General features: G+C 66.7%; 17 protein-coding genes, 3 tRNA genes and 1 pseudogene. 9 read left to right on the forward strand and 12 right to left on the reverse strand.

Features of this window, described 5'->3' with window-relative positions; all coding sequences use genetic code 11:
• Positions 1 to 74: 74 nt before the first annotated feature.
• The 3 genes from RCF13_RS04865 to RCF13_RS04875 all read right to left on the reverse strand — a co-directional run bounded on the left by RCF13_RS04865 (position 75) and on the right by RCF13_RS04875 (position 1,708).
• The gene (locus tag RCF13_RS04865; protein ID WP_033948200.1) at positions 75 to 1,274 is read right to left on the reverse strand and encodes a site-specific integrase; all 1,200 of its coding nucleotides are present in this window, start codon (positions 1,272 to 1,274) and stop codon (positions 75 to 77) included.
• Between the two features lie 211 nt (positions 1,275 to 1,485).
• A tRNA-Phe gene (locus RCF13_RS04870) sits at positions 1,486 to 1,561 on the reverse strand.
• A gap of 71 nt (positions 1,562 to 1,632) precedes the next feature.
• Positions 1,633 to 1,708 (reverse strand) — tRNA-Phe (locus tag RCF13_RS04875).
• Positions 1,709 to 2,072: 364 nt separating this feature from the next.
• Here RCF13_RS04875 and RCF13_RS04880 point away from each other — a divergent pair.
• On the forward strand, positions 2,073 to 3,098 hold the full coding sequence (locus RCF13_RS04880; protein WP_134969004.1) for an NADP-dependent oxidoreductase: 1,026 nt from the start codon (positions 2,073 to 2,075) through the stop codon (positions 3,096 to 3,098).
• Between the two features lie 44 nt (positions 3,099 to 3,142).
• Here the strand turns inward: RCF13_RS04880 and RCF13_RS04885 are convergent.
• Both RCF13_RS04885 and RCF13_RS04890 read right to left on the reverse strand, forming a co-directional pair.
• A pseudogene (locus RCF13_RS04885) lies at positions 3,143 to 3,520 on the reverse strand (methylated-DNA--[protein]-cysteine S-methyltransferase); the annotation flags it as partial.
• Positions 3,477 to 4,142 (reverse strand): helix-turn-helix domain-containing protein, encoded by a 666-nt coding sequence (locus tag RCF13_RS04890; protein ID WP_308140903.1) that lies wholly within the window; start codon positions 4,140 to 4,142, stop codon positions 3,477 to 3,479. The pseudogene RCF13_RS04885 and the gene RCF13_RS04890, both read right to left, overlap by 44 nt.
• A 132-nt stretch (positions 4,143 to 4,274) precedes the next feature.
• On the opposite strand from RCF13_RS04890, the gene RCF13_RS04895 reads away from it, so the two are divergent.
• On the forward strand, positions 4,275 to 5,036 hold the full coding sequence (locus tag RCF13_RS04895) for an SDR family oxidoreductase (protein ID WP_134969002.1): 762 nt from the start codon (positions 4,275 to 4,277) through the stop codon (positions 5,034 to 5,036).
• Between the two features lie 6 nt (positions 5,037 to 5,042).
• Here RCF13_RS04895 and RCF13_RS04900 read toward each other — a convergent pair whose 3' ends face one another.
• Positions 5,043 to 5,528 (reverse strand): hypothetical protein, encoded by a 486-nt coding sequence (locus tag RCF13_RS04900; protein WP_134969001.1) that lies wholly within the window; start codon positions 5,526 to 5,528, stop codon positions 5,043 to 5,045.
• A 164-nt stretch (positions 5,529 to 5,692) separates the two neighbouring features.
• Between RCF13_RS04900 and RCF13_RS04905 the strand changes: the two genes are divergently transcribed.
• The gene (locus RCF13_RS04905) at positions 5,693 to 5,863 is read left to right on the forward strand and encodes a hypothetical protein (protein ID WP_181357906.1); all 171 of its coding nucleotides are present in this window, start codon (positions 5,693 to 5,695) and stop codon (positions 5,861 to 5,863) included.
• Between the two features lie 60 nt (positions 5,864 to 5,923).
• On the opposite strand, the gene RCF13_RS04910 is transcribed toward RCF13_RS04905, so the two are convergent.
• Positions 5,924 to 5,999, reverse strand: a tRNA-Ala gene (locus RCF13_RS04910).
• A gap of 497 nt (positions 6,000 to 6,496) precedes the next feature.
• On the opposite strand from RCF13_RS04910, the gene RCF13_RS04915 reads away from it, so the two are divergent.
• The gene (locus RCF13_RS04915; RefSeq protein ID WP_061478069.1) at positions 6,497 to 8,827 is read left to right on the forward strand and encodes a TonB-dependent receptor; all 2,331 of its coding nucleotides are present in this window, start codon (positions 6,497 to 6,499) and stop codon (positions 8,825 to 8,827) included.
• Between the two features lie 132 nt (positions 8,828 to 8,959).
• Here the strand turns inward: RCF13_RS04915 and rnd are convergent, their stop codons facing one another.
• The gene (rnd, locus tag RCF13_RS04920) at positions 8,960 to 10,039 is read right to left on the reverse strand and encodes a ribonuclease D (protein ID WP_231352218.1); all 1,080 of its coding nucleotides are present in this window, start codon (positions 10,037 to 10,039) and stop codon (positions 8,960 to 8,962) included.
• A gap of 84 nt (positions 10,040 to 10,123) precedes the next feature.
• Between rnd and RCF13_RS04925 the strand changes: the two genes are divergently transcribed.
• Positions 10,124 to 12,016 carry a formylglycine-generating enzyme family protein gene (locus tag RCF13_RS04925; RefSeq protein ID WP_005417788.1) on the forward strand — a complete coding sequence of 631 codons (1,893 nt, stop codon included), beginning with the start codon at positions 10,124 to 10,126 and terminating at the stop codon, positions 12,014 to 12,016.
• An 88-nt stretch (positions 12,017 to 12,104) separates the two neighbouring features.
• Positions 12,105 to 13,001: a M48 family metallopeptidase gene (locus RCF13_RS04930; RefSeq protein WP_134969327.1), complete on the forward strand. Its 897-nt coding sequence runs from the start codon at positions 12,105 to 12,107 to the stop codon at positions 12,999 to 13,001.
• Positions 13,002 to 13,712: 711 nt separating this feature from the next.
• On the opposite strand, the gene RCF13_RS04935 is transcribed toward RCF13_RS04930, so the two are convergent.
• The 3 genes from RCF13_RS04935 to RCF13_RS04945 all read right to left on the reverse strand — a co-directional run bounded on the left by RCF13_RS04935 (position 13,713) and on the right by RCF13_RS04945 (position 16,053).
• Entirely contained in the window at positions 13,713 to 14,327 is a 615-nt protein-coding gene (locus RCF13_RS04935; RefSeq protein WP_134968401.1) for an RluA family pseudouridine synthase, read from the reverse strand.
• A gap of 129 nt (positions 14,328 to 14,456) precedes the next feature.
• Positions 14,457 to 15,443 carry a malate dehydrogenase gene (locus RCF13_RS04940; RefSeq protein ID WP_005415428.1) on the reverse strand — a complete coding sequence of 329 codons (987 nt, stop codon included), beginning with the start codon at positions 15,441 to 15,443 and terminating at the stop codon, positions 14,457 to 14,459.
• 118 nt (positions 15,444 to 15,561) lie between these two features.
• Positions 15,562 to 16,053: a peptidylprolyl isomerase gene (locus RCF13_RS04945; RefSeq protein WP_005408225.1), complete on the reverse strand. Its 492-nt coding sequence runs from the start codon at positions 16,051 to 16,053 to the stop codon at positions 15,562 to 15,564.
• A gap of 271 nt (positions 16,054 to 16,324) precedes the next feature.
• Here RCF13_RS04945 and typA point away from each other — a divergent pair, with 271 nt between their 5' ends.
• From typA to RCF13_RS04960, 3 genes are read left to right on the forward strand one after another with little or no spacing between them, the layout of a single operon-like run.
• Positions 16,325 to 18,172, forward strand: a complete 1,848-nt coding sequence (typA, locus tag RCF13_RS04950; RefSeq protein WP_061480552.1) for a translational GTPase TypA — start codon at positions 16,325 to 16,327, stop codon at positions 18,170 to 18,172.
• 11 nt (positions 18,173 to 18,183) lie between these two features.
• Entirely contained in the window at positions 18,184 to 18,651 is a 468-nt protein-coding gene (locus RCF13_RS04955; protein ID WP_061480553.1) for a DUF2127 domain-containing protein, read from the forward strand.
• Positions 18,652 to 18,692: 41 nt separating this feature from the next.
• The gene (locus RCF13_RS04960) at positions 18,693 to 20,315 is read left to right on the forward strand and encodes an amidase (protein ID WP_061480554.1); all 1,623 of its coding nucleotides are present in this window, start codon (positions 18,693 to 18,695) and stop codon (positions 20,313 to 20,315) included.
• A 72-nt stretch (positions 20,316 to 20,387) separates the two neighbouring features.
• Here the strand turns inward: RCF13_RS04960 and RCF13_RS04965 are convergent, their stop codons facing one another.
• Positions 20,388 to 21,575, reverse strand: a complete 1,188-nt coding sequence (locus RCF13_RS04965) for a mechanosensitive ion channel family protein (RefSeq protein WP_265329929.1) — start codon at positions 21,573 to 21,575, stop codon at positions 20,388 to 20,390.
• Positions 21,576 to 22,132: the final 557 nt, after the last annotated feature.

The following is a 22,132-nucleotide window of genomic DNA, read 5'->3' on the forward strand; positions in this document are numbered from 1 at the left end:
ATGCCGCCCTGGATGCCAGCATATCCAGCCCCGGTAAGGCGGCGGATTCCCCACTGCTGCGGGCGTCTTCCTTGTCATGCTGTCACCTCCATAGAACGGGACGCCCCGGTAATCGCCAGCCGCCGATTCGCCACCAGCTCGGCGGCATCTCGCACCGGCTTGTCCTCGGTATGTACGTAGTGCATAAACATCGCAACGGTCTTGTGACCTGTGAGCTTCATGCCCACTTTGGTTGGCACGCCTGAGTTGGCAATGTCGGTCGTCGCTCGATGGCGGATGCCGTGCGTGCCGACGTGCGGCACGCCCGCGGCCTTGAGCACGCGCTTCCAGCCGCCATAGTGTTCGCCATGCGTCAGATGCCGGGCCGGGTCGTTGGGCGACGGCAGGACGTAGGGGGAGCCCTCCCGGCGCGGCGCCGTCGAAAGCAGCCGATAGGCTTCCTCGCTCATGGGTTTGGAAATGCCGCCGGTCTTGCTGTCGGGCCAGACGACGCGGCGCTTTTCCAGATCAACCCAGCCCCATTCGAGCGGGCAGATTTCGGAGCGGCGGGCGGCAAACTCGAATTGCAGGCGGATCGCCAGCGGGATGACGTAGTTCTCCAGTCCCTCGGCTTCCAAGTGCTCTAGGTGACGGAAGATCCGCACCAGTTCATCGTCCACGATGAGCCGGGTTTCCTTGCCGGGCGGAAACATCGGGACGTGGCGGCACGGGTTTGTGCCGTCCGGGCGCAACCCCCACACTTCGGCCAGGTTGAACATCTTGCGCAACACGCCGAAGGTGCGGTTCGCCTCGGCCGGCTTGTGGGCCAGCTTCTTCATCAGCGCGGCCACGTCCGGGCGCTTCACGTCCTGCACCTTCATCCGGCCCATGATCGGGATGATGCAGCGGTCGATGACGCCCTGATAGCCGCGCTGCGTGCTGGGCTTGTTGCGCTGCTTGGAGTAGTCCTCCATGAAGGTGTGGCAATACTCCTTCATGGTCTGTGCCTTGCGGGCGGCGGCCTTAGCCGCGCTGGGGTCGCCGCCCCGGCGCACCTCGGCCAGCCACTCCTGCGCCATGACACGGGCCTGCTCGACGGTCAGTTCGCCGTACTGGCCCAGGGCCGGCTTGCGGCGCTCGCCGGCGTTCGTCCGGTACTGGAGCATGAACACCTTGCGGCCGGCCGGGGTGATCTTGCACAGGAAGCCGGGCACCACGGTGTCCCGCAGTTCGATGGCCTGCGCCTGGGGCTTGGCGGCATCGACAGCGGATTTGGTGAGTTTGATTCTTGCCATGATGACTCCTCGGAAACCTCGGTTTCCAAGAGCCACATGGGAGCCACGCGACCGGAAGCCGGGTCAAGTTTCGGAAAGCACCGGCATATGATGGACGCGCCTAAGTCCTTGATAAACCTGCTGTAGCGGGCCTGGGCGCAGTCCAGCGAAGTGCCGGGCTGGAGTCATCGTCAAACAAAAAAAGACCTGCATCTCTGCAGGTCTCGAAAGATGGTGGCCGAAGACGGAATCGAACCGCCGACACGGGGATTTTCAATCCCCTGCTCTACCAACTGAGCTACTCGGCCAAACTGTGTGGCAACCACGATCAACCGTGATTGCCGAAAAAAAGACCTGCATTTCTGCAGGCTGTCGAACGTGGTGGCCGAGGACGGAATCGAACCGCCGACACGGGGATTTTCAATCCCCTGCTCTACCAACTGAGCTACTCGGCCACGTAGTTCATTGCAGCGAGGTCGCTGCCAAGGACGCGCATATTACGGAGGTCAGCCGCCTACGGCAAGCATTTTGGCAAAAAACCTTCACATTGCCGTCTGCGCAGGCGCAAGTACTTGATCCGCCGTCGCGGAGCGGGGGCGCGCTGGATGCCGATTCAACCGGGCGCGGCGGCGCGGTGATCATCGCGTGCGGCGGAATTCAGCGGGCCACGGTGATCGACAAACGCGGCGTGGCGCGGCCTGCGCGTGGACGGCACCGATACCGGACATGGAACGCTGTTTTCGTGACCGCCATGGGGGAACGCTGCAGCGTAGTGTCCGCGTTCCTTTCCTGATGCTGGCAACAGCAGAGACCGTCGTCATGTCCGACTCATCGACCACCGCCCGCATCGTGCTGGCGTCGCGTCCGCAGGGGGCGCCCACCGCAGCCAATTTCCGCCTGGAGCAGGCCGCGCTGCCGCCCTTGGGCGACGGCGAGGTGCTGCTGCGCAATCGCTACCTCTCACTGGACCCGTACATGCGTGGACGCATGGATGAGGGACCGTCGTATGCCGCGCCGGTGGCAGTGGGGGCTGTGATGGAAGGCCAGACCGTGGCCGAGGTGGTGCAATCCAGGGCCGAGGGGGTCGCAGTGGGCGAACGGGTGCTGGCGCCGGGCGGGTGGCAGACCCACGCCGTGCTGCCGGCCAAGGCGCTGGGCCGCCGCCTGGACCCGGCCGGGCTGCCGTTGAGTACGGCGCTGGGGGTGCATGGCATGCCGGGCTTCACCGCCTACTCCAGCCTTCATGAAATCGCCCGCCTGCAGCCGGGAGAGACGCTGGTGGTGGCCGCCGCAACAGGGCCGGTCGGCGCGACCGTGGCGCAGTTGGCCAAGCTGCAGGGCGCGCGCGTAGTGGCTATCGCCGGTGGCGAGGCCAAGCGTGCCTATCTGCAGACGCTGGGCGTGGACGTGGCGCTGGATCATCGCGCGGCTGATTTTGCCGAGCAGCTGCGCGCGGCGGTACCTGCGGGTATCGACGTGTACTTCGAGAACGTCGGGGGCCATGTACTGGACGCGGTGCTGCCGTTGCTCAACGACTTCGCCCGCATTCCGGTGTGCGGCACCATCGCCACCTACAACGATCGTGGTGTCGCGCAGCCTGGCCCGGACCGCCTGCCGGCGCTGTTCAGCCAGATCCTGCGCCAGCGCCTGATCGTGCGCGGTTTCATCGTGCACGACTTCAAGCACCTGTGGCCGGATTTCGAGCGCGAGATGCAGCAGTGGCTGCGCGAGGGCCGCATCCAGTACCGCGAGGATGTGGTGGAAGGGCTGGAAAATGCACCGGAGGCGTTCTTCGGGCTGCTGCAGGGGCACAACTTCGGCAAGCTGGTGGTGAAGCTGGACTGAGGGCTTGGCCGGTGCCGGACAAGGTCGGCGGCTTGCGGGTCGCGTCAGCCGTTGGCGACCTTTTCCCGGCGCAGCAGTTCGCGCTTGCGTGCCACGCCCCAGGCATAGCCGGACAGGTCGCCGTCGCGGCGCACCACCCGGTGGCAGGGCACCGCCACGGCCAGCGGATTGCTTGCGCAGGCGCGTGCCACCGCGCGGCTTGATCGCGGCGCGCCGATACGCGCGGCGATTTCGGCATATGAGGCCGTCTGTCCGCGCGGAATCTGCTGCAGCGCCTGCCATACACGTTGCTGGAACGCCGTGCCGCGGATGTCCAGCGGCAGCGTGGCGCCTCGCGAGGGATCCTCGACCAGGCCCACCACCTGTGCCACCAGTTGCTCATAGCCGCTGTCGGCCCCGACCAGTTCGGCCTGGCGGAAGCGGGGGGGGGGGGGGGGGGGGCCCCCCGGCGGGGCGGGGCCCCCCCCCCGCCCGCCCCCCCCCCCCGGCCCGCGCGGCCCCCCCCCCCCCCCCCCCCCCGGGCCCCCCCTGTGGCCCCGCGCGGGGGCCGCCCCCCACTCGTCGGGCCGGGGGCCGGGGCGGCGCCTGCCCCGCCCCCCCCGCTTCCGGATCGTCGCCGAGCAGGATCGCGACCACGCCGGTGGCACTGCTGGCCACCAGCACGCTGCCCAACGAACTTTCGGCAAGCGCGAAGTGGATGACTTCGCCGCGACCACCGGCACGCCATTGCTTCGGCGTCATGCCCAGCAGCTTCGGCGCGTTCTCGTAGAAGCGTCCGCTGGAGCCGAAGCCGGCATCGTGGAAGGCGTCGGTGATGCGTTCCTTCTGCTGAAGTTCGCTGCGCAGGCGATCGGCGCGCAGCGCTGCAGCGTACTGCTTCGGGGTCAACCCGGTCGCCTGCTTGAACAGGCGATGCAGCCGGGTCGGGCTGCAGCCGGCGATGGCGGCCAACGCCTGCAGCGAGGGCTCGTCGAGGCTGGCCTGCAGATGGCGGCAGACCCGTTCGACGCGGGCATCGGGAGCGGTGGTGGCGGTGCTGTCCATGGATGGATTCTGGCACGTGCCGGTTCTACGGAAACTCCGTTTCCTGCACCGGGTCGGGAGGCCCGGAAACGGAGTGTCGGCAGGCGAGAGGCGCGGCATCGTGGTGGCCACTCCACAACCGGTACCACCCTCATGCGCCTGAACAACAAGATCGCCCTCATCACCGGTGCCAGTGCTGGCATCGGTCGCGCCAGCGCGCTGCGCTTTGCTGCCGAAGGGGCAAAGCTGGTGCTCAATGCACGACGCCCACAGCCGCTGCAGGTGCTGGCCGAGCAGATCCGCGCCGCCGGTGGCGAGGTGGTGGTGCATGCCGCGGACGTGGCTGATCCGGCCACGGCACCGGCGCTGGTGGAACTGGCCCAGCAGTCATTCGGTGGGTTGGACATCGCGCTCAACAATGCCGGCATGCTCGGGCCCGGTGCACCGGCAGCAGAGTTCCCGGTGGATGCGTGGCGCGAGGTGATGGCCACCAATCTCGATGCCGCCTTCCACGCCGCACGCGCCCAGTTGCCGGCGTTGCTGGCACGCGGCGGTGGCTCGCTGGTGTTTGTCGGCACCTTCGTCGGCCACACCGTCGGCTTCCCGGGCATGGCGGCCTATGCGTCGAGCAAGGCGGGGCTGATCGGCCTGAGCCAGGTGATCGCGGCCGAATACGGCGTGCGCGGCGTGCGCAGCAACGTGCTGCTGCCCGGTGGCACCGATACCGAAATGGGCCGGCAGGCCGCACCGACCGGCGATGCCCGCGACTTCGTGCGCTCGCTGCATGCACTCAAGCGCATGGCCGAGCCGGAAGAGATCGCCAATGCGGCGTTGTTCCTGGCCAGCGATGAAAGCAGCTTCGTTACCGGTACCGCAATGCGCGTTGAAGGCGGCGTGTCGATCACCCGAACCTGAGCGCCGTCACGTGCGAGGCGAGTAGCGGATGCCGCTGCTGGCCATGAATCCCTTCGGGTCGAACCGGGCCCAGGCCTCGCCCCAGCTGAAGCGGGCGTGGCCGCCTGCCAGTTTGCGCCCCAGTGCCGTGGCCAAGGTGCGCCGCATGAAAGCCACTTCGGCATCGATCGCGGCCTGGGTCGGCCAGCCTTCTTCCAGTGTCGCATCAGGCAGATCGACACCCATCGTCACCCTGTCGAGCTGTTGCCCGTGGAAGCACAGGCTGATGCCAGCGGGTGCACCGCCCAGGCTGAGCCGGTGCAGGCTCAGCCAGACGTAGCCGGTGCCGACATCGCGCTCGCCATGCGTCAGCGTGGCGAAGGCGATGCGCGCCTCCTGCAGTGAGAGGCTGGGACAGATCAGGTTCGGCAGCGTGCCGAGCTGGATGCTGCCGTCGGTTGGATTGAAGTTCATCGGCACGGTGGGCGCCGCGTGCTGGGCGGGCGGGGGCATGGGTGTCCGCGGAATTCGTGCTGCATCGGATTCTGGGCGTGCGTTCACCGTCGCAGCAAGTGGGTTCGTGCACACGCTGTTGGCGCGGGACTGACCTGTGGATTACCCGCCGGCCTCTAGCGTGGGGCAGAACGTCGGCCTGATGCCGATGAGGGAGCAATCAGATGAACGAGCCAGACAAGGATCAGGACCCGAAGCAGGGCATCCAGGAAAGCCGCCAGGACCGGAAGCAGGACAACGTGGCGAAGCAGCGGCTGGGCCAGTGCGACCAACAGGTGCGTGATGCGCATTCGCGCAGCCCGCGCCGCAAGGATGGCGGCCAGGAACCCGGCTAGGCGGATTCCAGACAAGAAAAAACCCGTAGATCGCCAGGATCTACGGGTTCTTCTGATTAGTGGTGGAGCCAAGGAGGATCGAACTCCTGACCTCGTCATTGCGAACGACGCGCTCTCCCAGCTGAGCTATGGCCCCACGGCAAGGCTGCAGTGTAGCGCTGCCTGCCGGGCTTGCCAAGCACCGGGCAGGGACGACGCAAGGCCTGGATCCACCGCCGTGCAGGCCGGATTCGGGCCAGTGCTTGGCGCAGCAGGGCGAATTCGACAGAGACCAGGCGTTGCGCAAGGCAATGCCGGGGGCGGCAGCAATGAGCAGTCGTTCCGCGAAGCCGTGGCGCCGTAGAAGTAAAGGCGAGAGCTGGTTTCGCAGCGCGCATGCGGGCGACTTGCGAGGGTCGATGTCGCGCTGACCCGGCTGCCAGGAGCTTCGGGGTCAGATCCGTTTTCCTTGGGAGAACGGAGCTGACCCCAAGGTGGTGCCGGCGGACTGTGCCGAAACCGCTTGTTTCGCCGGGTTCGGGTGCCGCGCAACGAAATCGTAACAATTTGGGGGATAATGGCCGCTTGCGCAGTTTTCCCCCTTTTTGCCGCCCGGCTCGCGCAGGCCGCACGGACGCCTCCTCAGAGCATTCCATGCCCTCCCATTCCGATTCCCGCCGCCTGTCGGGTCTGTCGTCTTCCTTCGCTTCCTTCCGCCGCCATCCGCTGGCCCTGGCCTGTGCCGGCCTGGCCCTGGTCGGCAGCTTCGGTGCCGCCGCGCAGGACAGCGCGCCGACCCCGACCGGCCTGGACACGATCACCGTGACCGCCGAACACCGTGAGCAGAACCTGCAGGAAGTGCCGGTTTCGGTGGGCGTGGTGCAGGGCGAGCGCATGCGCGACTTCACCGCCGGCGGCGACGACACCCTGCTGGCACTGTCCGGCCGCGTGCCGAGCCTGTATGCGGAAACCACCACCGGCCGCATCTTCCCGCGCTTCTATATCCGTGGCCTGGGCAATATCGACTTCTACCTGGGTGCCTCGCAGCCGGTGTCGATCATCCAGGACGATGTGGTGCTGGAGCACGTGGTGCTGAAGTCCAACCCGGTCTATGACGTGGACCAGGTGGAAGTGCTGCGTGGCCCGCAGGGCTCGCTGTTCGGCCGCAACACCACCGCCGGCATCGTCAAGTTCGACACCCTGAAGCCGACCCAGGACTACACCGGCCGGGTCAGCGCCAGCTACGCGACCTACAACAGCGTGTCGATCGACGGCGGCTTCGGCGGCCCGATCAACGACATCGCTTCGTTCCGCGTGTCGGCGCTGTACCAGCACCGCGATGACTACGTCGACAACACCTACAAGGGCCCGAGTGCCGACGGCACGGTCAGCCCGAAGAAGAACGCGATGGGCGGCTTCGATGACCGCAACGTACGCGCGCAGCTGCTGCTGACCCCGAGCGACCAGTTCTCGATCCTGGCCTCGGCCCACGCCCGTGACTACGAAGGCACCTCGACCTTGTTCCTGCGCGGTGCGCTGACCAAGGGTTCGAACAAGACCGACGTGCCGCGCGACCAGGTCGCCTACGACGAAGCCGACAACAACCCGCAGGCCTACAAGACCTACGGCGGCTCGGTGAAGGCGCGTTACGACTTCGGCGCGATCGACTTCACCTCGATCACCGCCTACGAGACCACCTCCGGTTACAGCCGTGGCGACACCGACGGTGGCGCCGCGGTGAACTTCCCGGTGAACGGCGTGCCGAACGGCTACGGCCAGTCGATGGGCCGCATCCGTGACCTGGACCAGTGGACCCAGGAATTCCGCCTGGCCAGCCATGACGACAGCGCGTTGCAGTGGCAGGCCGGTGCCTTCTACTTCAACGGCAGCGACACCACCGACTTCTACCAGCGCGCCTGGTTCCTGCAGGGCGCGGCCCGCAACCCGAACAACTGGGTGCGCCTGCGCAACAAGAACACCTCGTGGGCCGGCTTCGGCCAGCTGAGCTATGCCTTCACCGACAAGTTCACCGTCACGGCCGGCCTGCGCCAGACCCGGGACGAGAAGCACACCCGCCTGCTGAAGACGGCTGACACTGCCGCTGGCGTGGTCACCTACAAGGGCCGCACCGACGTCAAGATGTCCGACACCACCCCGAGCTGGGATCTGAGCGCGATGTATCAGATCACGCCGGACGTGAGCGTCTATGCCAAGGTCGCCCGCGGCTTCCGCGGCCCGACCATCCAGGGCCGCTCGGCCGTGTTCAATGCCGACTTCACCACCGCCGATTCCGAGACCATCCTGTCCTGGGAAGCGGGCGTGAAGAGCAGCCTGTGGGACAACCGCCTGCGCTTGAACGCCACCGCGTTCACCTACACCGTCAACGACATCCAGCTCAACGGCAACGATTCGGACGGCAACGGCGTGCTGTTCAACGCCGACAAGGCCAAGGCCTATGGTTTCGAAGCGGACATGGAGCTGCGCCCGATCCCGAACCTGACCCTTAGCGCCGGCCTGAGCCTGCTGCACAGCGAGATCAAGGACAAGCGCGTCTACGCGCAGGTCTGCGGCCTCAACGGCCAGGTGGTGTGCACGGTGAATGACCCAACCATCAAGGTCGGTGCCAACACCTTCGCGCAGATCGACGGCAACCCGCTGCCGAACGCGCCGAAGTACAACGTCAACCTGGCCGCCCGCTACGACTTCCCGGTCAGCGACGCGGGCACCATGTTCGTCTCCACCGACTGGAACAAGCAGGGCTACACCAGCTTCGTGCTGTACGACAGCAAGGAGTTCAACTCCAAGGGTGATTTCGAAGGCGGCCTGAAGATCGGCTACTCGGGCAACTACGGTGCCTACGAAGTGGCGCTGTTCGCGCGCAACATCACCAACGAGAAGAACCTCAAGGGTGTGATCGAGAACTATATGGCTGCGGTCTACAACGAACCGCGCACCGTCGGTGTCTCGCTGAACATGAACTGGTAAGGCGTTGCCACGGTGGCGGGTCTTCACGCCATCGCACTGCTGGAATGCAAAGGGCGGCCCGGTGATCCGGGTCGCCCTTTTTCATGGCCTTCGACGGTAGCCGGATCGCAATCCGGCGCCGTGCTCGGCGCTTCAACGTGCCGGCAGCAGCGCCTGCAGCCGCGACTCCAGCTCCTGCTGGCGCCAGCCCGCCAGTGCGGCCGGCCATTGGCGGCGCTCCAGGTAGCTTTCCAGATGCTTGCGCGAGGCCAGCACGCCATCCGGCAGGCCCAGCTCGCGGCTGCGCTCGGCAACGGCGTCCTGCAGCCTCTTCAGTGCCTGCTTGTTGGTGTCGTTGGCGGGCAATGCCAGCGGTGCCTCGGCCTCATCGGCCAGCGGCGTGTCCAGCGCCTGCCACACCGCGCCAGCGAGTTTGCGCGGTGCCTTCGGGAACTGTTCAAACAGCGTGGCCAGCGCGGCGGCATCGGCCGGTGGCGTGCGTGCCAGCGTGGCGGCCAGTTCGTTGTCCAGGATCCAGCTGCGCGGGCGGTCGCTGCTGCGTGCCTGCACATCACGCCAGCGCAGCAGGCGCAGCAGGCGGCGCTGCGCGGGAGCATCGAGAAACTGCGCTGAGCGCATCGCCAGATGCGGCCAGCGGTCCTCGTCATTGGCGACGCTGGCCAGCAGGCGCTCGCCGTCGTCGTGCAGCCACTGCTGGCGGCCCAGCGCCTGCAACTTGGCATCGATGGCGTCATGCAGCGCGAACAGGTGCTCAACGTCGTCGGCGGCGTACTGCAGCTGCGATTCCGAGAGCGGACGGCGCATCCAGTCCGAACGGGTTTCGCCCTTGGCCAGCGCCACGCCGGTGATCTCCGCAACCAGCTTCTGGTAACCCATGCCGCCACCGATACCGGCCAGCGAGGCACCGATCTGGGTGTCGAACAGCGGTCGCGGCAACACGCCGCAGGCCCACTTGAAGGCGACCAGATCTTCGCTGGCGCTGTGCATCACCTTGATGATCGATTCATCGGCCAGCCAGGGCGCCAATGCTTCGGTCATGCCGGGAATCAGCGGATCGATCAGCAGGATGTCCTGCCCGACCGCCATCTGCACCAGAGCCAACTGCGGCCAGAACGTGCGTTCACGGATGAATTCGGTGTCCAGGCCGATGCGGGCCGGACGCTGCTGGAAGTACGCATCCAGCTCGGCGGGGGTGGTGATCCAGGTTGCCACGGGTCAGGGCCTACTACTCGGGTTTGCTCAGGCAGGGGAGAATAGCCTAACGTCGGTCCGCGTCCGTGCCGAAGGAGATCCTGCTTGCGTTTTCCGCTGTCGTCCGTGCTGTGCACCGCTCTGGCCGTGGCCCTGGCCGGTTGCACACCGTCGCCCTCGGCGACACCGGAGCCGGGGCCGGCTGCTGGCGAAGACGCGCGGCCGCAGGAAGGCTCACTGGCGGAGCCGACACCGGGGGCCGGGCAGGGCAGCGTCACCATTGCCGGTGAGGATGCCACCGAGGACGTGCAGCGGTGGACACCGCCACGGGTCGACCGGCAGGGCCGCAGCGTCGCCCAGCTGCGCCGCGCAGCCGAGAAGGCGTTCAGCGAAGGGCACCTGTACGAAGACGCCGACGCGGCGGTTCCGCTGTGGCTGGCGGTGCAGGAGGAAGACCCGGATGACCGCCTCGCCCGCAGCGGCCTGCAGCGTGCTCGCCAGCGCCTGCAGCAGCAGGCCGATGCCCTGCTGGTTCGGCCACTGCGGCAGCGCGAGGCGCTGGCCGAGGCGAGTCGCCAGGCGCTGGTGCTGCTGACCCTGGCGCCGAAGGATGAGAAGGTGCGCGCGCTGCAGGGCCGGGTGGAGCTCGCCCAGCGCGTGGTGGCCTATAACCGTGCTGGCGAGGAAGACCTGCGGTCGGGGCGGATCGGTGAGGACGGTGACGGTGCGATCGGCAACTTCCGTGAAGCGCTGGCTCTGGACGAACACAACAGCCGGGCGCGGCAGGGCCTGGCGGCGGCCGAAAGTGGCCTGATCCGCCGGGCCGAGGACGCCGCGCGCGTGCGCGACTTTGCCAGTGCGGGCACCTGGCTGGCCGAAGCCAGCAAGGTCCGTGACTCGTCACCGACCATTGCCGATGCCTTCGAGCGCATCGAGCAGATCCGCGCCGCCGCGCTGCTGCAGCTGCGTGATGAGGGCCTGCGCGAGCTGGCGACGCCGCAGGGGCTGAAGCCGGCGCGCGAAAAGCTGGCCGAGGCCCTGCGCATCGCCTTGCCGGGGGATGCGGTGGTGGCCCAGCTGCGCGAACGCATCGATCTGGCCACCCATTACGGCAGCTTCCGCCCGGGTCAGGTGTTCAGCGACGCGATGCGTGATGGTGGGCGCGGTCCGCAGATGGTGGTTGTGCCGCATGGCGGCTTCCAGATGGGCGCGGGTGATGCCGAGCCCGGCTCCACCGACGCCGAGCGCCCCTCCCATTACGTTCGCTTTGACCGCGGCTTCGCGATGGCGATCACCGAGGTTACCGTCGGCGATTTCGAGCGCTATGTGAAGTCGACCAATGCACGACCACGTGCGACCCGGCGCGGCCACTCGGTGGTCTATGACGAGCGCAGCGGCAATTTCATCCGCCGTAGCGGCGTCGACTGGCGTTCGGATTACGATGGCGCGCGCGCACTGGGCAACTCGCCGGTGATGCATGTCAGCGTGCGGGATGCCGAGAACTACGCGGCATGGCTGTCCGAGCAGACCGGACGCAGCTACCGGCTGCCGAGCGAGGCCGAATTCGAATATGCGCTGCGCGCCGGGAGCAGTGGCCGCTACCCCTGGGGAGACGCGGGTACGCCGCCGCCGGGCAGCGGCAATTTCACCGGCAGCAAGGACGTCTCGCCTTCGGGTCGGCACTGGCACAACGCTTTCATCGGCTATGGCGATGGCTGGTGGGGACCGGCGCCGGTGGCCAGTTTCCAGGCCAATGCTTTCGGCCTGCACGACATGGCCGGGAATCTGAGCGAATGGGTGGCCGACTGCTGGCACGCCAGCTACCGGCGTGCGCCGTCCGACGGTGTCGCCTGGTTCAACCCGGGCTGCCGGTCACGGGTGATCCGGGGCGGCAATTGGGCCAATGCGCCCGAGCAGACCCGTGCGGCCTGGCGGCAATCGCAGGATTCGGACACCACCAATGCGCGCATCGGCTTCCGTCTGGTGCGCGGCATCTGAGCGGCATCGGGCTTCACCCGCTGCTGGCGTCCGCGCACTAAGATTGCGCCGTGCCCGCCAGCCGGCGGGGTCTGCTGGAAGACCACCGATGCGCAACGATCCCTTTTCCCGCTCGCCCCAAGGCCCGCAGCGACGCGGCCTGTTCGGCAACATCCGCTGGTGGGTGCTGCTGCTGGCGGCGGGCTATGCGGTGTTCTACTGGTTCTCCAATCGCACCGTCGATCCCTACACCGGCGAGAAGGTGATGATCGACAGCAGCCTGGATGCGCGCCAGGAGACCGCGCTCGGTCTGCAGGCCTACCAGCAGATCCTCTCGCAGGAACGGCCGATGGATCCGAATGCGCCGATCGCGCGCGATGTGCGCGACATCGCGCAGCGCCTGATCGCCAAGGTCGATGTGGTGGAGACCGCGCTGGCAAAGGAGCACGGCGTGCAGCCGGCGCATTTCGCGCGGGATTTCCAGTGGGAAGTGAATGTGATCCCGTCCGAGCAGGCCAATGCGTTCTGCCTGCCGGGCGGCAAGATGGCGGTCTACACCGGCCTGGTGCCGGTGGCGCGTACGCGTGATGCGATGGCGGTGGTGATGGGCCATGAGATCGCCCACGCGCTGCTGCGCCATGGTGCGCAGCGGATGGCGCAGCAGAAGCTGACCCAGATCGGGCAGATGGCCGGTGCCGCCAGCGGCATGGATGCGCAGCAGCAACAGATGATGATGTCGGCGATGGGCTACGGCTATCTGCTGCCCTATGCGCGCAGCCACGAGACGCAGGCCGACGAAGTGGGGCTGATGCTGGCCGCAGCGGCGTGCTTCGATCCCCGCGAGGCAGTGCCATTGTGGCAGCGCATGGGCCAGGCCAGTGGCGGCCAGGCGCCGCCGGAGTTCGCCTCCACCCACCCGAATCCGGGCACCCGCATCCAGAACCTGCAGGCACTGATGCCGAAGGCGCTCGAGTACCGGCAGAAGTTCTGCGAGCAGGCAAAGTAGGGGGGTGTTCGTCAGGGCTGCGCCCTGCACCTGCCGAAGCCAGAGCAACAGCAACAGCAACAGCAACAGCAACAGCAACAGCAACAGCAACAGCAACAGCGTGCATTCCGTGGGGTGGCGGGGTGGGTCCGGTTGCGGGGGCCGCTGCAAGTCCCCCTCCGGGGCCCGGCCCAGCCGCGGGCGGCTGTGCGTTCGGGCGCTTGCGAAGCAGTGCTTCGCAAGCAAAGCGCCCTCACCCATGTAAGCTCGGTCGCCGCATCCATGCGGCTCACGCCCCCGCAACCGGACCCACCCCGCCTTCGACAGATTTCTGCTGCTGTTGGTAGGTGTCGACCTTGGTCGACACGGTAGATCCATGCGATGCGTGGATGCTTTTCGATCTCGATTTGAAATATTCGATTCCGATGGAGAGTCATCCAGCATGGCGTGGATCTACACGATCGCGGAAAACTGTCAGAGGTGGGGCGGTGTCGGAGTGCGGGGTGTCAGCCGCATGGGCCCGAGGCATGCCTCGGGCGGGTTGGGCAGGACGCCCAACCCCGGTCTGGCCGTGTGCGCAGGAAAGCGCACACGAGCAAGCGGCTGCCAAGCCTACACGGACGTACTTGCGGCGTCCCCGCACTCCGACACCGTCCCGCCAACCCACGGATAGCCCGCTTTTGACGTTGACGTTGATTCTGCGGGTGCAGGGCTGCAAGCCCTGCCGGCCCCCTAGAACGGAGTCGCGGACTCGAACGCGAGTGTTTCGCCCGTCACCGGATGGGTGAACCGCAGGCTGCGCGCATGCAGGTGCACGCGTTGCGCCGGTGCCGCGCCATACAGGACATCACCGACGATGGGATGGCCGAGGCTGGCCGTGTGCAGGCGCAGCTGATGGCTGCGGCCGGTGATCGGTTCCAGCTCCACGCGGGTACGCTGCGCTTCCACCTCACGCGCCATTACGCGCCAGCGCGTCAGCGCCGGCTTGCCGCGTTCGTGATCGACCATCTGCTTCGGCCGGTTCGGCCAGTCCACAATCAGCGGCAGATCCACGTCGCCGGCATCGCCTTCAAGCAGTCCCTCCACGATCGCTTCATAGCGCTTGCCAACCCGGCGCTGCTCGAACTGCATCGACAACGCCGCCTGCATGTCCTTGCCACGCGCATGCAGCAGCAGCCCGGAAGTCACCTGGTCCAGGCGGTGCACGGTCAACGCATCCGGGTACAGCGCCTGCAGGCGCGCGACGACGCAGTCCTGGTTCTCGGCGCTGCGGCCGGGCACGGACAGCAGGCCGGCGGGCTTTTCAGCCACCAGCAGCGCGTCGTCGATGTAGTGCAGGTGGATCATGCGGTTCCAGGAATTCCAAATGAAAACGGGGAAGCCGAAGCCTCCCCGTCTTCTGCGGTGAGCGTACCGACCAACGGTCGGTACCCACCATCGCGGTGGAGGTACCGGCCGTGGCCGGTACCGCCTGCATCAGCCCAGCAGGTGGGCGACGCCGGCGCGCTCTTCTTCCAGCTCGGCCAGGGTCTTGTCGATGTACTTCTGGCTGAAGTCGTCGATCGGCAGATCCTTGACCAGGGTGTACTTGCCGTTCTCGGTGGTCACCGCGAAACCGAAGATCACGCCTTCCGGAATGCCGTAGGAACCGTCGGACGGCACGCCCATGGTGACCCACTTGCCGTTGCTGCCCAGCACCCAGTCACGCACGTGGTCGATGGCGGCATTGGCGGCCGAAGCGGCCGAGGACGAGCCACGGGCTTCGATGATCGCCGCGCCGCGCTTGCCGACGGTCGGGATGAACGTGTTGGCGTTCCACTCCTGGTCGTTGATCGCATCGGCGATCGAGGCGCCGTCGGCGGTGGCGAAACGGTAGTCCGGGTACATGGTCGGGCTGTGGTTGCCCCACACCACCAGCTTCTCCATGCCACCGACCGGCTTGCCGAGCTTGGCCGACAGCTGGCTCAGCGCGCGGTTGTGGTCCAGGCGCAGCATGGCGGTGAAGTTCTCCGGCTTCAGGTCCGGAGCCGACTTCATCGCGATGTAGGCATTGGTGTTGGCCGGGTTGCCGACCACCAGCACCTTCACGTCACGGCTGGCGACCTTGTTCAGCGCGGCGCCCTGGGCGGTGAAGATCTTGGCGTTCTCCAGCAGCAGGTCCTTGCGCTCCATGCCCGGGCCACGCGGACGTGCGCCGACCAGCAGGGCGATGTCGGCGTCCTTGAACGCGACTTCGGCGTCATCGGTGCCAACCATGCCGGCCAGCAGCGGGAACGCGCAGTCTTCCAGCTCCATCATCACGCCCTTCAGGGCGGCCTGGGCCTTGTCGACCGGCAGTTCCAGCAGCTGCAGGATGACCGGCTGGTCCTTGCCCAGCATTTCGCCGGAGGCGATGCGGAACAGCAGGGCATAACCGATCTGGCCGGCGGCGCCGGTCACGGCAACACGAACGGGTGCTTTCATGGGGGTTTCCTCTTGCTTGCAAGCGTTTGATGGGGCGCCGCGGGCATGGCCACGCAGGCCGGGCGGGCGGCGGGGAACAGGGAAACGGCCACCCGTGGGTGGCCGTTTCGAAAGGGGGTCAGGCGGCGAGGTGCTTGTTCCACTCCGCGACGCGGTCGGCCTGGGCGGCCAGCACGGCGTCGACGTCGCCTTCCAGGGTGATCGAATGGATCACGTCGCCCTGCTTGACCGAATCGACGATGGCCTGGCCTTCCAGGACCTTGCCGAAGACGGTGTGGCGGCCGTCCAGCCAATCGGTCTTGATGTGGGTGATGAAGAACTGGCTGCCGTTGGTGTTCGGGCCGGCGTTGGCCATCGACAGCGAGCCGACCTCGTGCTTCACGCCATTCTTCTCGTCTTCGAACTTGTAGCCCGGGCCGCCGGTGCCACGACCCTGCGGGCAGCCGCCCTGGATCATGAAGTCGGCGATCACGCGGTGGAAGATCAGGCCGTCATAGAAGCCGTGCTTGACCAGGTTCACGAAGTTGGCCACGGTCAGCGGCGCCTTGTCGGCGAACAGCTCGACCTTGATCGGGCCCTGGGTGGTGTCGAAAGTGGCGATGAGGGACATGAAGATCCTTGGTGCAAAGGGGGAATGCGTCTAGCCACCTAGTTTACACCTGCCTCGTGGCGGCGGTGCCTTCGACCATCGGTGGAGCCCCCGCCTTCAGCCAGGGGAAGGGAGCCGAGGGGCCGTCCTGGCGACCTCGGCCGAAGCGGTGGACAGCCAGCTGAATGGGCCGTTTGGCCGGCGTGAAATCCATCTTTTCGCGAATCGTCAAGTTCGACGTATAATGTTGGACTTCTTTTTCCAAATCCGGCGCCGACTGGCCCCCTTTCGTATGTCCATCGAAAATCTTCGCAACATCGCCATCGTCGCCCACGTCGACCATGGCAAGACCACCCTGGTCGACCAGCTGCTGAAGCAGTCCGGCACCCTGTCCGAGCGCACCGTCCTCGCCGAGCGCGTGATGGACAGCAACGACCAGGAAAAGGAACGCGGCATCACCATCCTGGCCAAGAACACCGCCATCACCTGGGAAGACAAGAAGACCGGCATCAAGAACCGGATCAACATCGTCGACACCCCCGGCCACGCCGACTTCGGCGGTGAGGTCGAGCGCGTGCTGTCGATGGTCGACACCGTGCTGATCCTGGTCGATGCGATGGACGGCCCGATGCCGCAGACCCGCTTCGTGACCCAGAAGGCCTTCGCGATGGGCTTCAAGCCGATCGTCGTGGTCAACAAGGTCGACCGTCCGGGCGCCCGTCCGGAGTGGGTGATCGACCAGGTCTTCGACCTGTTCGACAAGCTCGGTGCCACCAACGAGCAGCTGGACTTCCCGATCGTCTACGCCTCGGGCCTGAACGGCTACGCGGGCCTGGAAGACACCGTGCGCGACGGCGACATGACCCCGCTGTACGAAGCGATCATGCAGCACGCGCCGAAGCCGGAAGTGGACCCGGAAGGCCCGTTCCAGATGCGCATCAGCCAGCTGGACTACAACAACTTCGTGGGCGTGATCGGCATCGGCCGCATCCAGCGCGGCACCCTGAAGAAGAACATGCAGGTCGCGGTCATCGACCGTGAAGGCAAGAAGCGCAACGGCAAGGTGCTGCAGGTGCTGGGCTTCATGGGCCTGGAGCGCATCGAGCAGGATTCGGCCGAGGCCGGCGACATCGTGGCCATCTCCGGCATCCAGGAGCTGACCATCTCCGACACCATCTGCGCACCGGACTTCCCGGAAGCCCTGCCTGCGCTGACCGTCGACGAGCCGACCATCTCGATGACCTTCCAGGTGAACAATTCGCCGTTCGCCGGCAACAAGGACCTGTCCGGTGGCAAGTTCCTGACCAGCCGCCAGATCAAGGACCGCCTGGACCGTGAAAAGGTCCACAACGTGGCCCTGAAGGTCGAGCAGCTGGAAGACGCCGACAAGTTCCTGGTCTCCGGCCGTGGCGAACTGCACCTGTCGGTGCTGATCGAGAACATGCGCCGCGAAGGCTACGAGCTGGCCGTGTCGCGCCCGGAAGTGATCATCAAGGAAATCGACGGCCAGCTGATGGAGCCGATCGAGCAGCTGGTGGTGGACATCGAGGAAGTGCACCAGGGCGGCGTGATGGAAAAGCTGGGCACCCGCAAGGGCCAGTTGAAGAACATGGAATCGGACGGCAAGGGCCGCGTGCGCCTGGAGTACCAGATCCCGGCGCGTGGCCTGATCGGCTTCCAGAACGAGTTCAAGACCCTGACCCAGGGTTCGGGCCTGCTGTTCCATGTGTTCGACCACTACGGCCCGAAGGAACAGGGCGCCATCGCCAAGCGCATCAACGGCGTGATGATCGCCAATGCGCCGGGCGTCACCCCGGCCTACTCGCTGGGCCCGCTGCAGGAACGCGGCAAGCTCTTCGCTGCCGAAGGCGACAACGTGTATGAAGGTCAGCTGGTCGGCATCCACTCCAAGGACAACGACCTGACCGTCAACGCGATCAAGACCAAGCCGCTGACCAACATGCGCGCTTCCGGCAAGGACGATGCGATCCAGCTGACCCCGGCGATCAAGTACTCGCTGGAACAGGCCCTGGACTTCATCGAAGACGACGAGCTGGTCGAGATCACCCCGAAGGAGATCCGCCTGCGCAAGAAGTTCCTGACCGAGAGCGACCGCAAGAAGGCTTCGCGCGGCGGCTGAGCCAGCACCCCGTGAACCAGAGCGGCTACAACCCGGATCCACACCGGCATCCGGGTCTGCACGTCATCGCCCTGCTCGAAGCGAGCAAGGCGATGCTGGCGCTGTTGGCCGCCACCGGGCTGGAAGTGCTCGGACCGCAGCCGCTTCGGCACGGCATCATGGTCCTGATCCGGCGTTTCAGCCTGGATCCGGACCATGGCACCCTGCCCTCGCTGCTGCATATGATCAACCCCGACGCGGTCCACCTGGCCGCGGCAGGGATGATCGGCTACGGCCTGCTGCACCTGGTCGAAGCCTGGGGCCTGTGGCGGGCCAAGGCCTGGGCCTCCTGGCTGGGCTGCCTGACTGCCTCGCTGTACCTGCCCTTCGACATCTTCGCGATCATCCGCCACCCCGGCTGGCCGTCGTGGACGATCCTGGCGATCAACCTGATCGTGGTCTACGTTCTCGCCCGCGACCTGCGCAAGCGCCACCGCTGACCACCGGCTACACTGGGGATTGGAGCCGACCAAGCCGCCCCATGCGCCCGTCCTTGCCGCCTCTGCTGACCTGCCTGCTCGCCGCGCTGCCTGCGCTGCTTTCGGCTGGCTGCAGCCCGGCCACGCCCAGCGCGCATGCGGCCGAACCTGCGAGCCGCAACGTGCCGTTCCCGTACGCTGAAACCGATGTTGCCGACCTGCAGGCGCGGATGACCGCCGGTGAACTGGACAGCACCACCCTGACCCAGGCCTACCTGCAGCGCATCGCCGCCCTGGATCGGGCCGGGCCCCGCCTGCGCGCGGTGATCGAGCTCAACCCCGATGCCCTGAAGGAAGCCGCGGCGCGCGACCGCGAGCGCCGCGATGGACGCCTGCGGGGCCCGCTGCACGGCATCCCGGTACTGCTGAAGGACAACATCAACGCTGCGCCGATGGCCACCAGTGCCGGCTCTCTGGCCCTGCAGGGGTTCCGCCCTGACGATGCGTATCTGGTGCGGCGCCTGCGCGAGGCCGGGGCCGTGGTGCTGGGCAAGACCAATCTCAGCGAATGGGCCAATTTCCGCGGCAACGATTCGGTGTCCGGCTGGAGCGCGCGCGGTGGCCAGACCCGCAATCCCTATCGCCTCAGCCACTCGCCTTGCGGCTCCAGCAGCGGCAGCGCGGTAGCGGTCGCCGCCAACCTGGCCAGCGTGGCGATCGGCACCGAAACCGACGGCAGCATCGTCTGCCCTGCGGCGATCAATGGCATCGTCGGCCTCAAGCCGACCGTTGGCCTGGTCAGCCGCGATGGGATCATCCCGATTTCCTTCAGCCAGGACACTGCGGGGCCGATGACACGCAGCGTCGCCGACGCTGCCGCCGTACTGACCGCAATTGCCGGCCGCGATGATGCCGACCCGGCCACCGCAACCATGCCCGGCCGTGCGGTGTACGACTACACCGCGCGGCTGGATCCGCAGGGACTGCGTGGCAAGCGCATCGGCCTGCTGCAGACGCCGCTGCTGAAATACCGCGGCATGCCGCCACTGATCGAACACGCCGCCACCGAGCTGCGTCGGGCCGGTGCCGTCCTGGTGCCGGTGGAGCTGCCCAACCAGGGCGCCTGGGCCGACGCCGAACGCAAGGTGCTGCTGTACGAGTTCAAGGCCGGGCTGGAGCGTTACTTCAGCGCCCACCGCGCTCCCCTGCACAGCCTGGCCGAATTGATCGCCTTCAACCAGGCGCACAGCAAGCAGGAACTGGGCCTGTTCGGCCAGGAACTGCTGGTGGAAGCCGACGCTACCGCCGGCCTGGCTGACCCCGCCTATATCCGCGCACGCAGCGATGCGCGCAGGTTGGCGGGCCCGGAAGGCATCGATGCCGCCCTCGCCGCCCACCAGCTCGACGCCCTGGTCGCGCCGACCACCGGCGTGGCGTGGCCGATCCGCAGCGAAGGCGACGACTTCCCCGGCGAGAGCTACAGTGCCGCCGCCGTCGCCGGCTATCCCAGCCTCAGCGTGCCGATGGGCCAGATCGATGGCCTGCCGGTCGGCCTGCTGTTCATGGGCACCGCCTGGAGCGAGCCGAAGCTGATCGAGATGGCCTACGCCTACGAGCAGCGCACGCGCGCACGGCGCCCGCCGCACTTCGATACCGACACGCTGATCGACGCCGGCGAGCCGTGATCGTGTTTCTGTAGAGCCGAGCCCACGCTCGGCTTCAACGGAAAATCGAAAGCAGCCGAGCATGGCTCGGCTCTACAGCGGCTGGTCGGGCTCCGCTGGCACGATTGCCGCCTCACCGTCTTCAGCCCCCGGCGAACGCACATCTGCAGTACGTGCACGTGGACCACGCGGCATGTCCAGCTCGTCAGCATGCTGCAGCCGCGCACGCAGCTGCGGCAGCGACTGCGGATGCTCACGCGCGAGGAAATCGAGCATGCGCTCGCGTACCAGGCAACGCAGGTCGAACGCGTCGCCGGAGCTGCGCGCACTCACCAGCAGCCGCACCTGGATCGCACGCTCGCTGGTTTCGGTCACCTGGGTCACGCAGACCCGGCCATCCCACAATGCCTCACCCCGGCAGATGCGCTCCAACTCAGCGCGGATCGCCGCGATCGGGGCACGATAGTCCAGCCACAGAAACGCCGTACCGAGCAGATCGGCGCTGCGCCGGGTCCAGTTCTGGAAGGGGTTCTCGATGAACCAGGTCAGCGGCACCACCATCCTCCGCTCGTCCCAGATGCGTACCACCACGTAGCTGCTGCCGATCTCCTCGATGCGTCCCCACTCGCCTTCGACGATCACCACATCGTCCAGCCGGATCGGCTGGGTCACTGCAATCTGCAGGCCGGCGATCAGGTTGCCGAACACCGGCTTTGCGGCGATACCGGCCACCAGGCCGATGAGGCCCGCCGAGGCCAGCAGCGCGGTGCCGATCTTCTGCACCATGGGAAAGGTCAACAGCACCAGCGAAGCACCCAGCACGATGATGCCGCCCATCAGCACACGGCTGAGCACCCGCGTCTGGGTCTGGATGCGGCGCGCTTCCAGATTATCGGAGACATCGATGGGATGGCTGCGCAGGATGGCCCGCTCACCCGCTGCCACTGCGCGTACCAGCAGCCAGATGAAGCAGGCGGTCAGTGCGATATGCAGCACCCGTTGCAGGTTGCCCAGAAGGGGATCCTGCAGTGGCGTGGCCTGCAGTGCAGGGATCAACAGCAGCAGCGGCCATGCGGTGGCCATTGGCAGCCCGAGCACACGCCCGATGCGCGCGCGCCGCCGATCACGCCCTTTCAGCCGGTGGTAGATCCACAGGATCAGCCACGCGCCGATGCCGCCCACTACTGCTGCCAATCCCAACGGCCATGCGTAGGCCTGTGCGCTTTGCCAGTGCACCGTTGCCACCTCCACTCGAACAGCCAAGCAGACAGCCTCGCGCATGGGGCATGAGCGTCACGTCAGCCGTTCGTAAGCAGGGTGTTGGTGGGCAGGGCTTGCAGCCCTGCACCTGCCCAGAAGCCGAAGCAACAGCAACGGCAACAGCAACAGCCGAAGCAGAAGCGGGTTTCCTGTGGGATGGCGGGGTGGGTCCGGTTGCGGGGGGCGCTGCAAGTACCCCTCCGGGGCCCGGCCCAGCCGCTGGCGGCTGCGCGTTCGGGCGCTTGCGAAGCAGTGCTTCGCAAGCGAAGCGCCCTCACCCATGTAAGCTCGGTCGCCGCATCCATGCGGCTCACGCCCCCGCAACCGGACCCACCCCGCCTTCGACAGTTCCCGCGGCTGTTGGTGGGTGCCGACCGTTGGTCGGCACGGGGTCAGATCCCGTTGCTGCGCAACGGGCTCCTACCCCATTTTCAATATTGATATCTGACAGAAAAATCGTGTCGACCCAAGTCGACACCTACCAACAGCCGCCATTACCAGTGGATCCACGCCATGCGTGGATGATTCATTCGATATCTGACAGATGTGCCGACCAACGGTCGGCACCCACCAACAGC

The sequence above is a fragment of the Stenotrophomonas maltophilia group sp. RNC7 genome (assembly GCF_030910085.1).
In the GTDB taxonomy this organism is placed as follows: Bacteria; Pseudomonadota; Gammaproteobacteria; order Xanthomonadales; family Xanthomonadaceae; genus Stenotrophomonas; species Stenotrophomonas sepilia.

Bases quoted from the DNA above. Each gene is read 5' to 3' on its own strand.
- RCF13_RS04865 (WP_033948200.1), bottom strand. From the start codon at position 1,274: ATGGCAAGAATCAAACTCACCAAATCCGCTGTCGATGCCGCCAAGCCC.
- RCF13_RS04880 (WP_134969004.1), top strand. From the start codon at position 2,073: ATGTCCGACTCATCGACCACCGCCCGCATCGTGCTGGCGTCGCGTCCG.
- RCF13_RS04890 (WP_308140903.1), bottom strand. From the start codon at position 4,142: ATGGACAGCACCGCCACCACCGCTCCCGATGCCCGCGTCGAACGGGTC.
- RCF13_RS04895 (WP_134969002.1), top strand. From the start codon at position 4,275: ATGCGCCTGAACAACAAGATCGCCCTCATCACCGGTGCCAGTGCTGGC.
- RCF13_RS04900 (WP_134969001.1), bottom strand. From the start codon at position 5,528: ATGCCCCCGCCCGCCCAGCACGCGGCGCCCACCGTGCCGATGAACTTC.
- RCF13_RS04905 (WP_181357906.1), top strand. From the start codon at position 5,693: ATGAACGAGCCAGACAAGGATCAGGACCCGAAGCAGGGCATCCAGGAA.
- RCF13_RS04915 (WP_061478069.1), top strand. From the start codon at position 6,497: ATGCCCTCCCATTCCGATTCCCGCCGCCTGTCGGGTCTGTCGTCTTCC.
- RCF13_RS04930 (WP_134969327.1), top strand. From the start codon at position 12,105: ATGCGCAACGATCCCTTTTCCCGCTCGCCCCAAGGCCCGCAGCGACGC.
- RCF13_RS04935 (WP_134968401.1), bottom strand. From the start codon at position 14,327: ATGATCCACCTGCACTACATCGACGACGCGCTGCTGGTGGCTGAAAAG.
- RCF13_RS04940 (WP_005415428.1), bottom strand. From the start codon at position 15,443: ATGAAAGCACCCGTTCGTGTTGCCGTGACCGGCGCCGCCGGCCAGATC.
- RCF13_RS04945 (WP_005408225.1), bottom strand. From the start codon at position 16,053: ATGTCCCTCATCGCCACTTTCGACACCACCCAGGGCCCGATCAAGGTC.
- typA (WP_061480552.1), top strand. From the start codon at position 16,325: ATGTCCATCGAAAATCTTCGCAACATCGCCATCGTCGCCCACGTCGAC.
- RCF13_RS04960 (WP_061480554.1), top strand. From the start codon at position 18,693: ATGCGCCCGTCCTTGCCGCCTCTGCTGACCTGCCTGCTCGCCGCGCTG.
- RCF13_RS04965 (WP_265329929.1), bottom strand. From the start codon at position 21,575: ATGCGCGAGGCTGTCTGCTTGGCTGTTCGAGTGGAGGTGGCAACGGTG.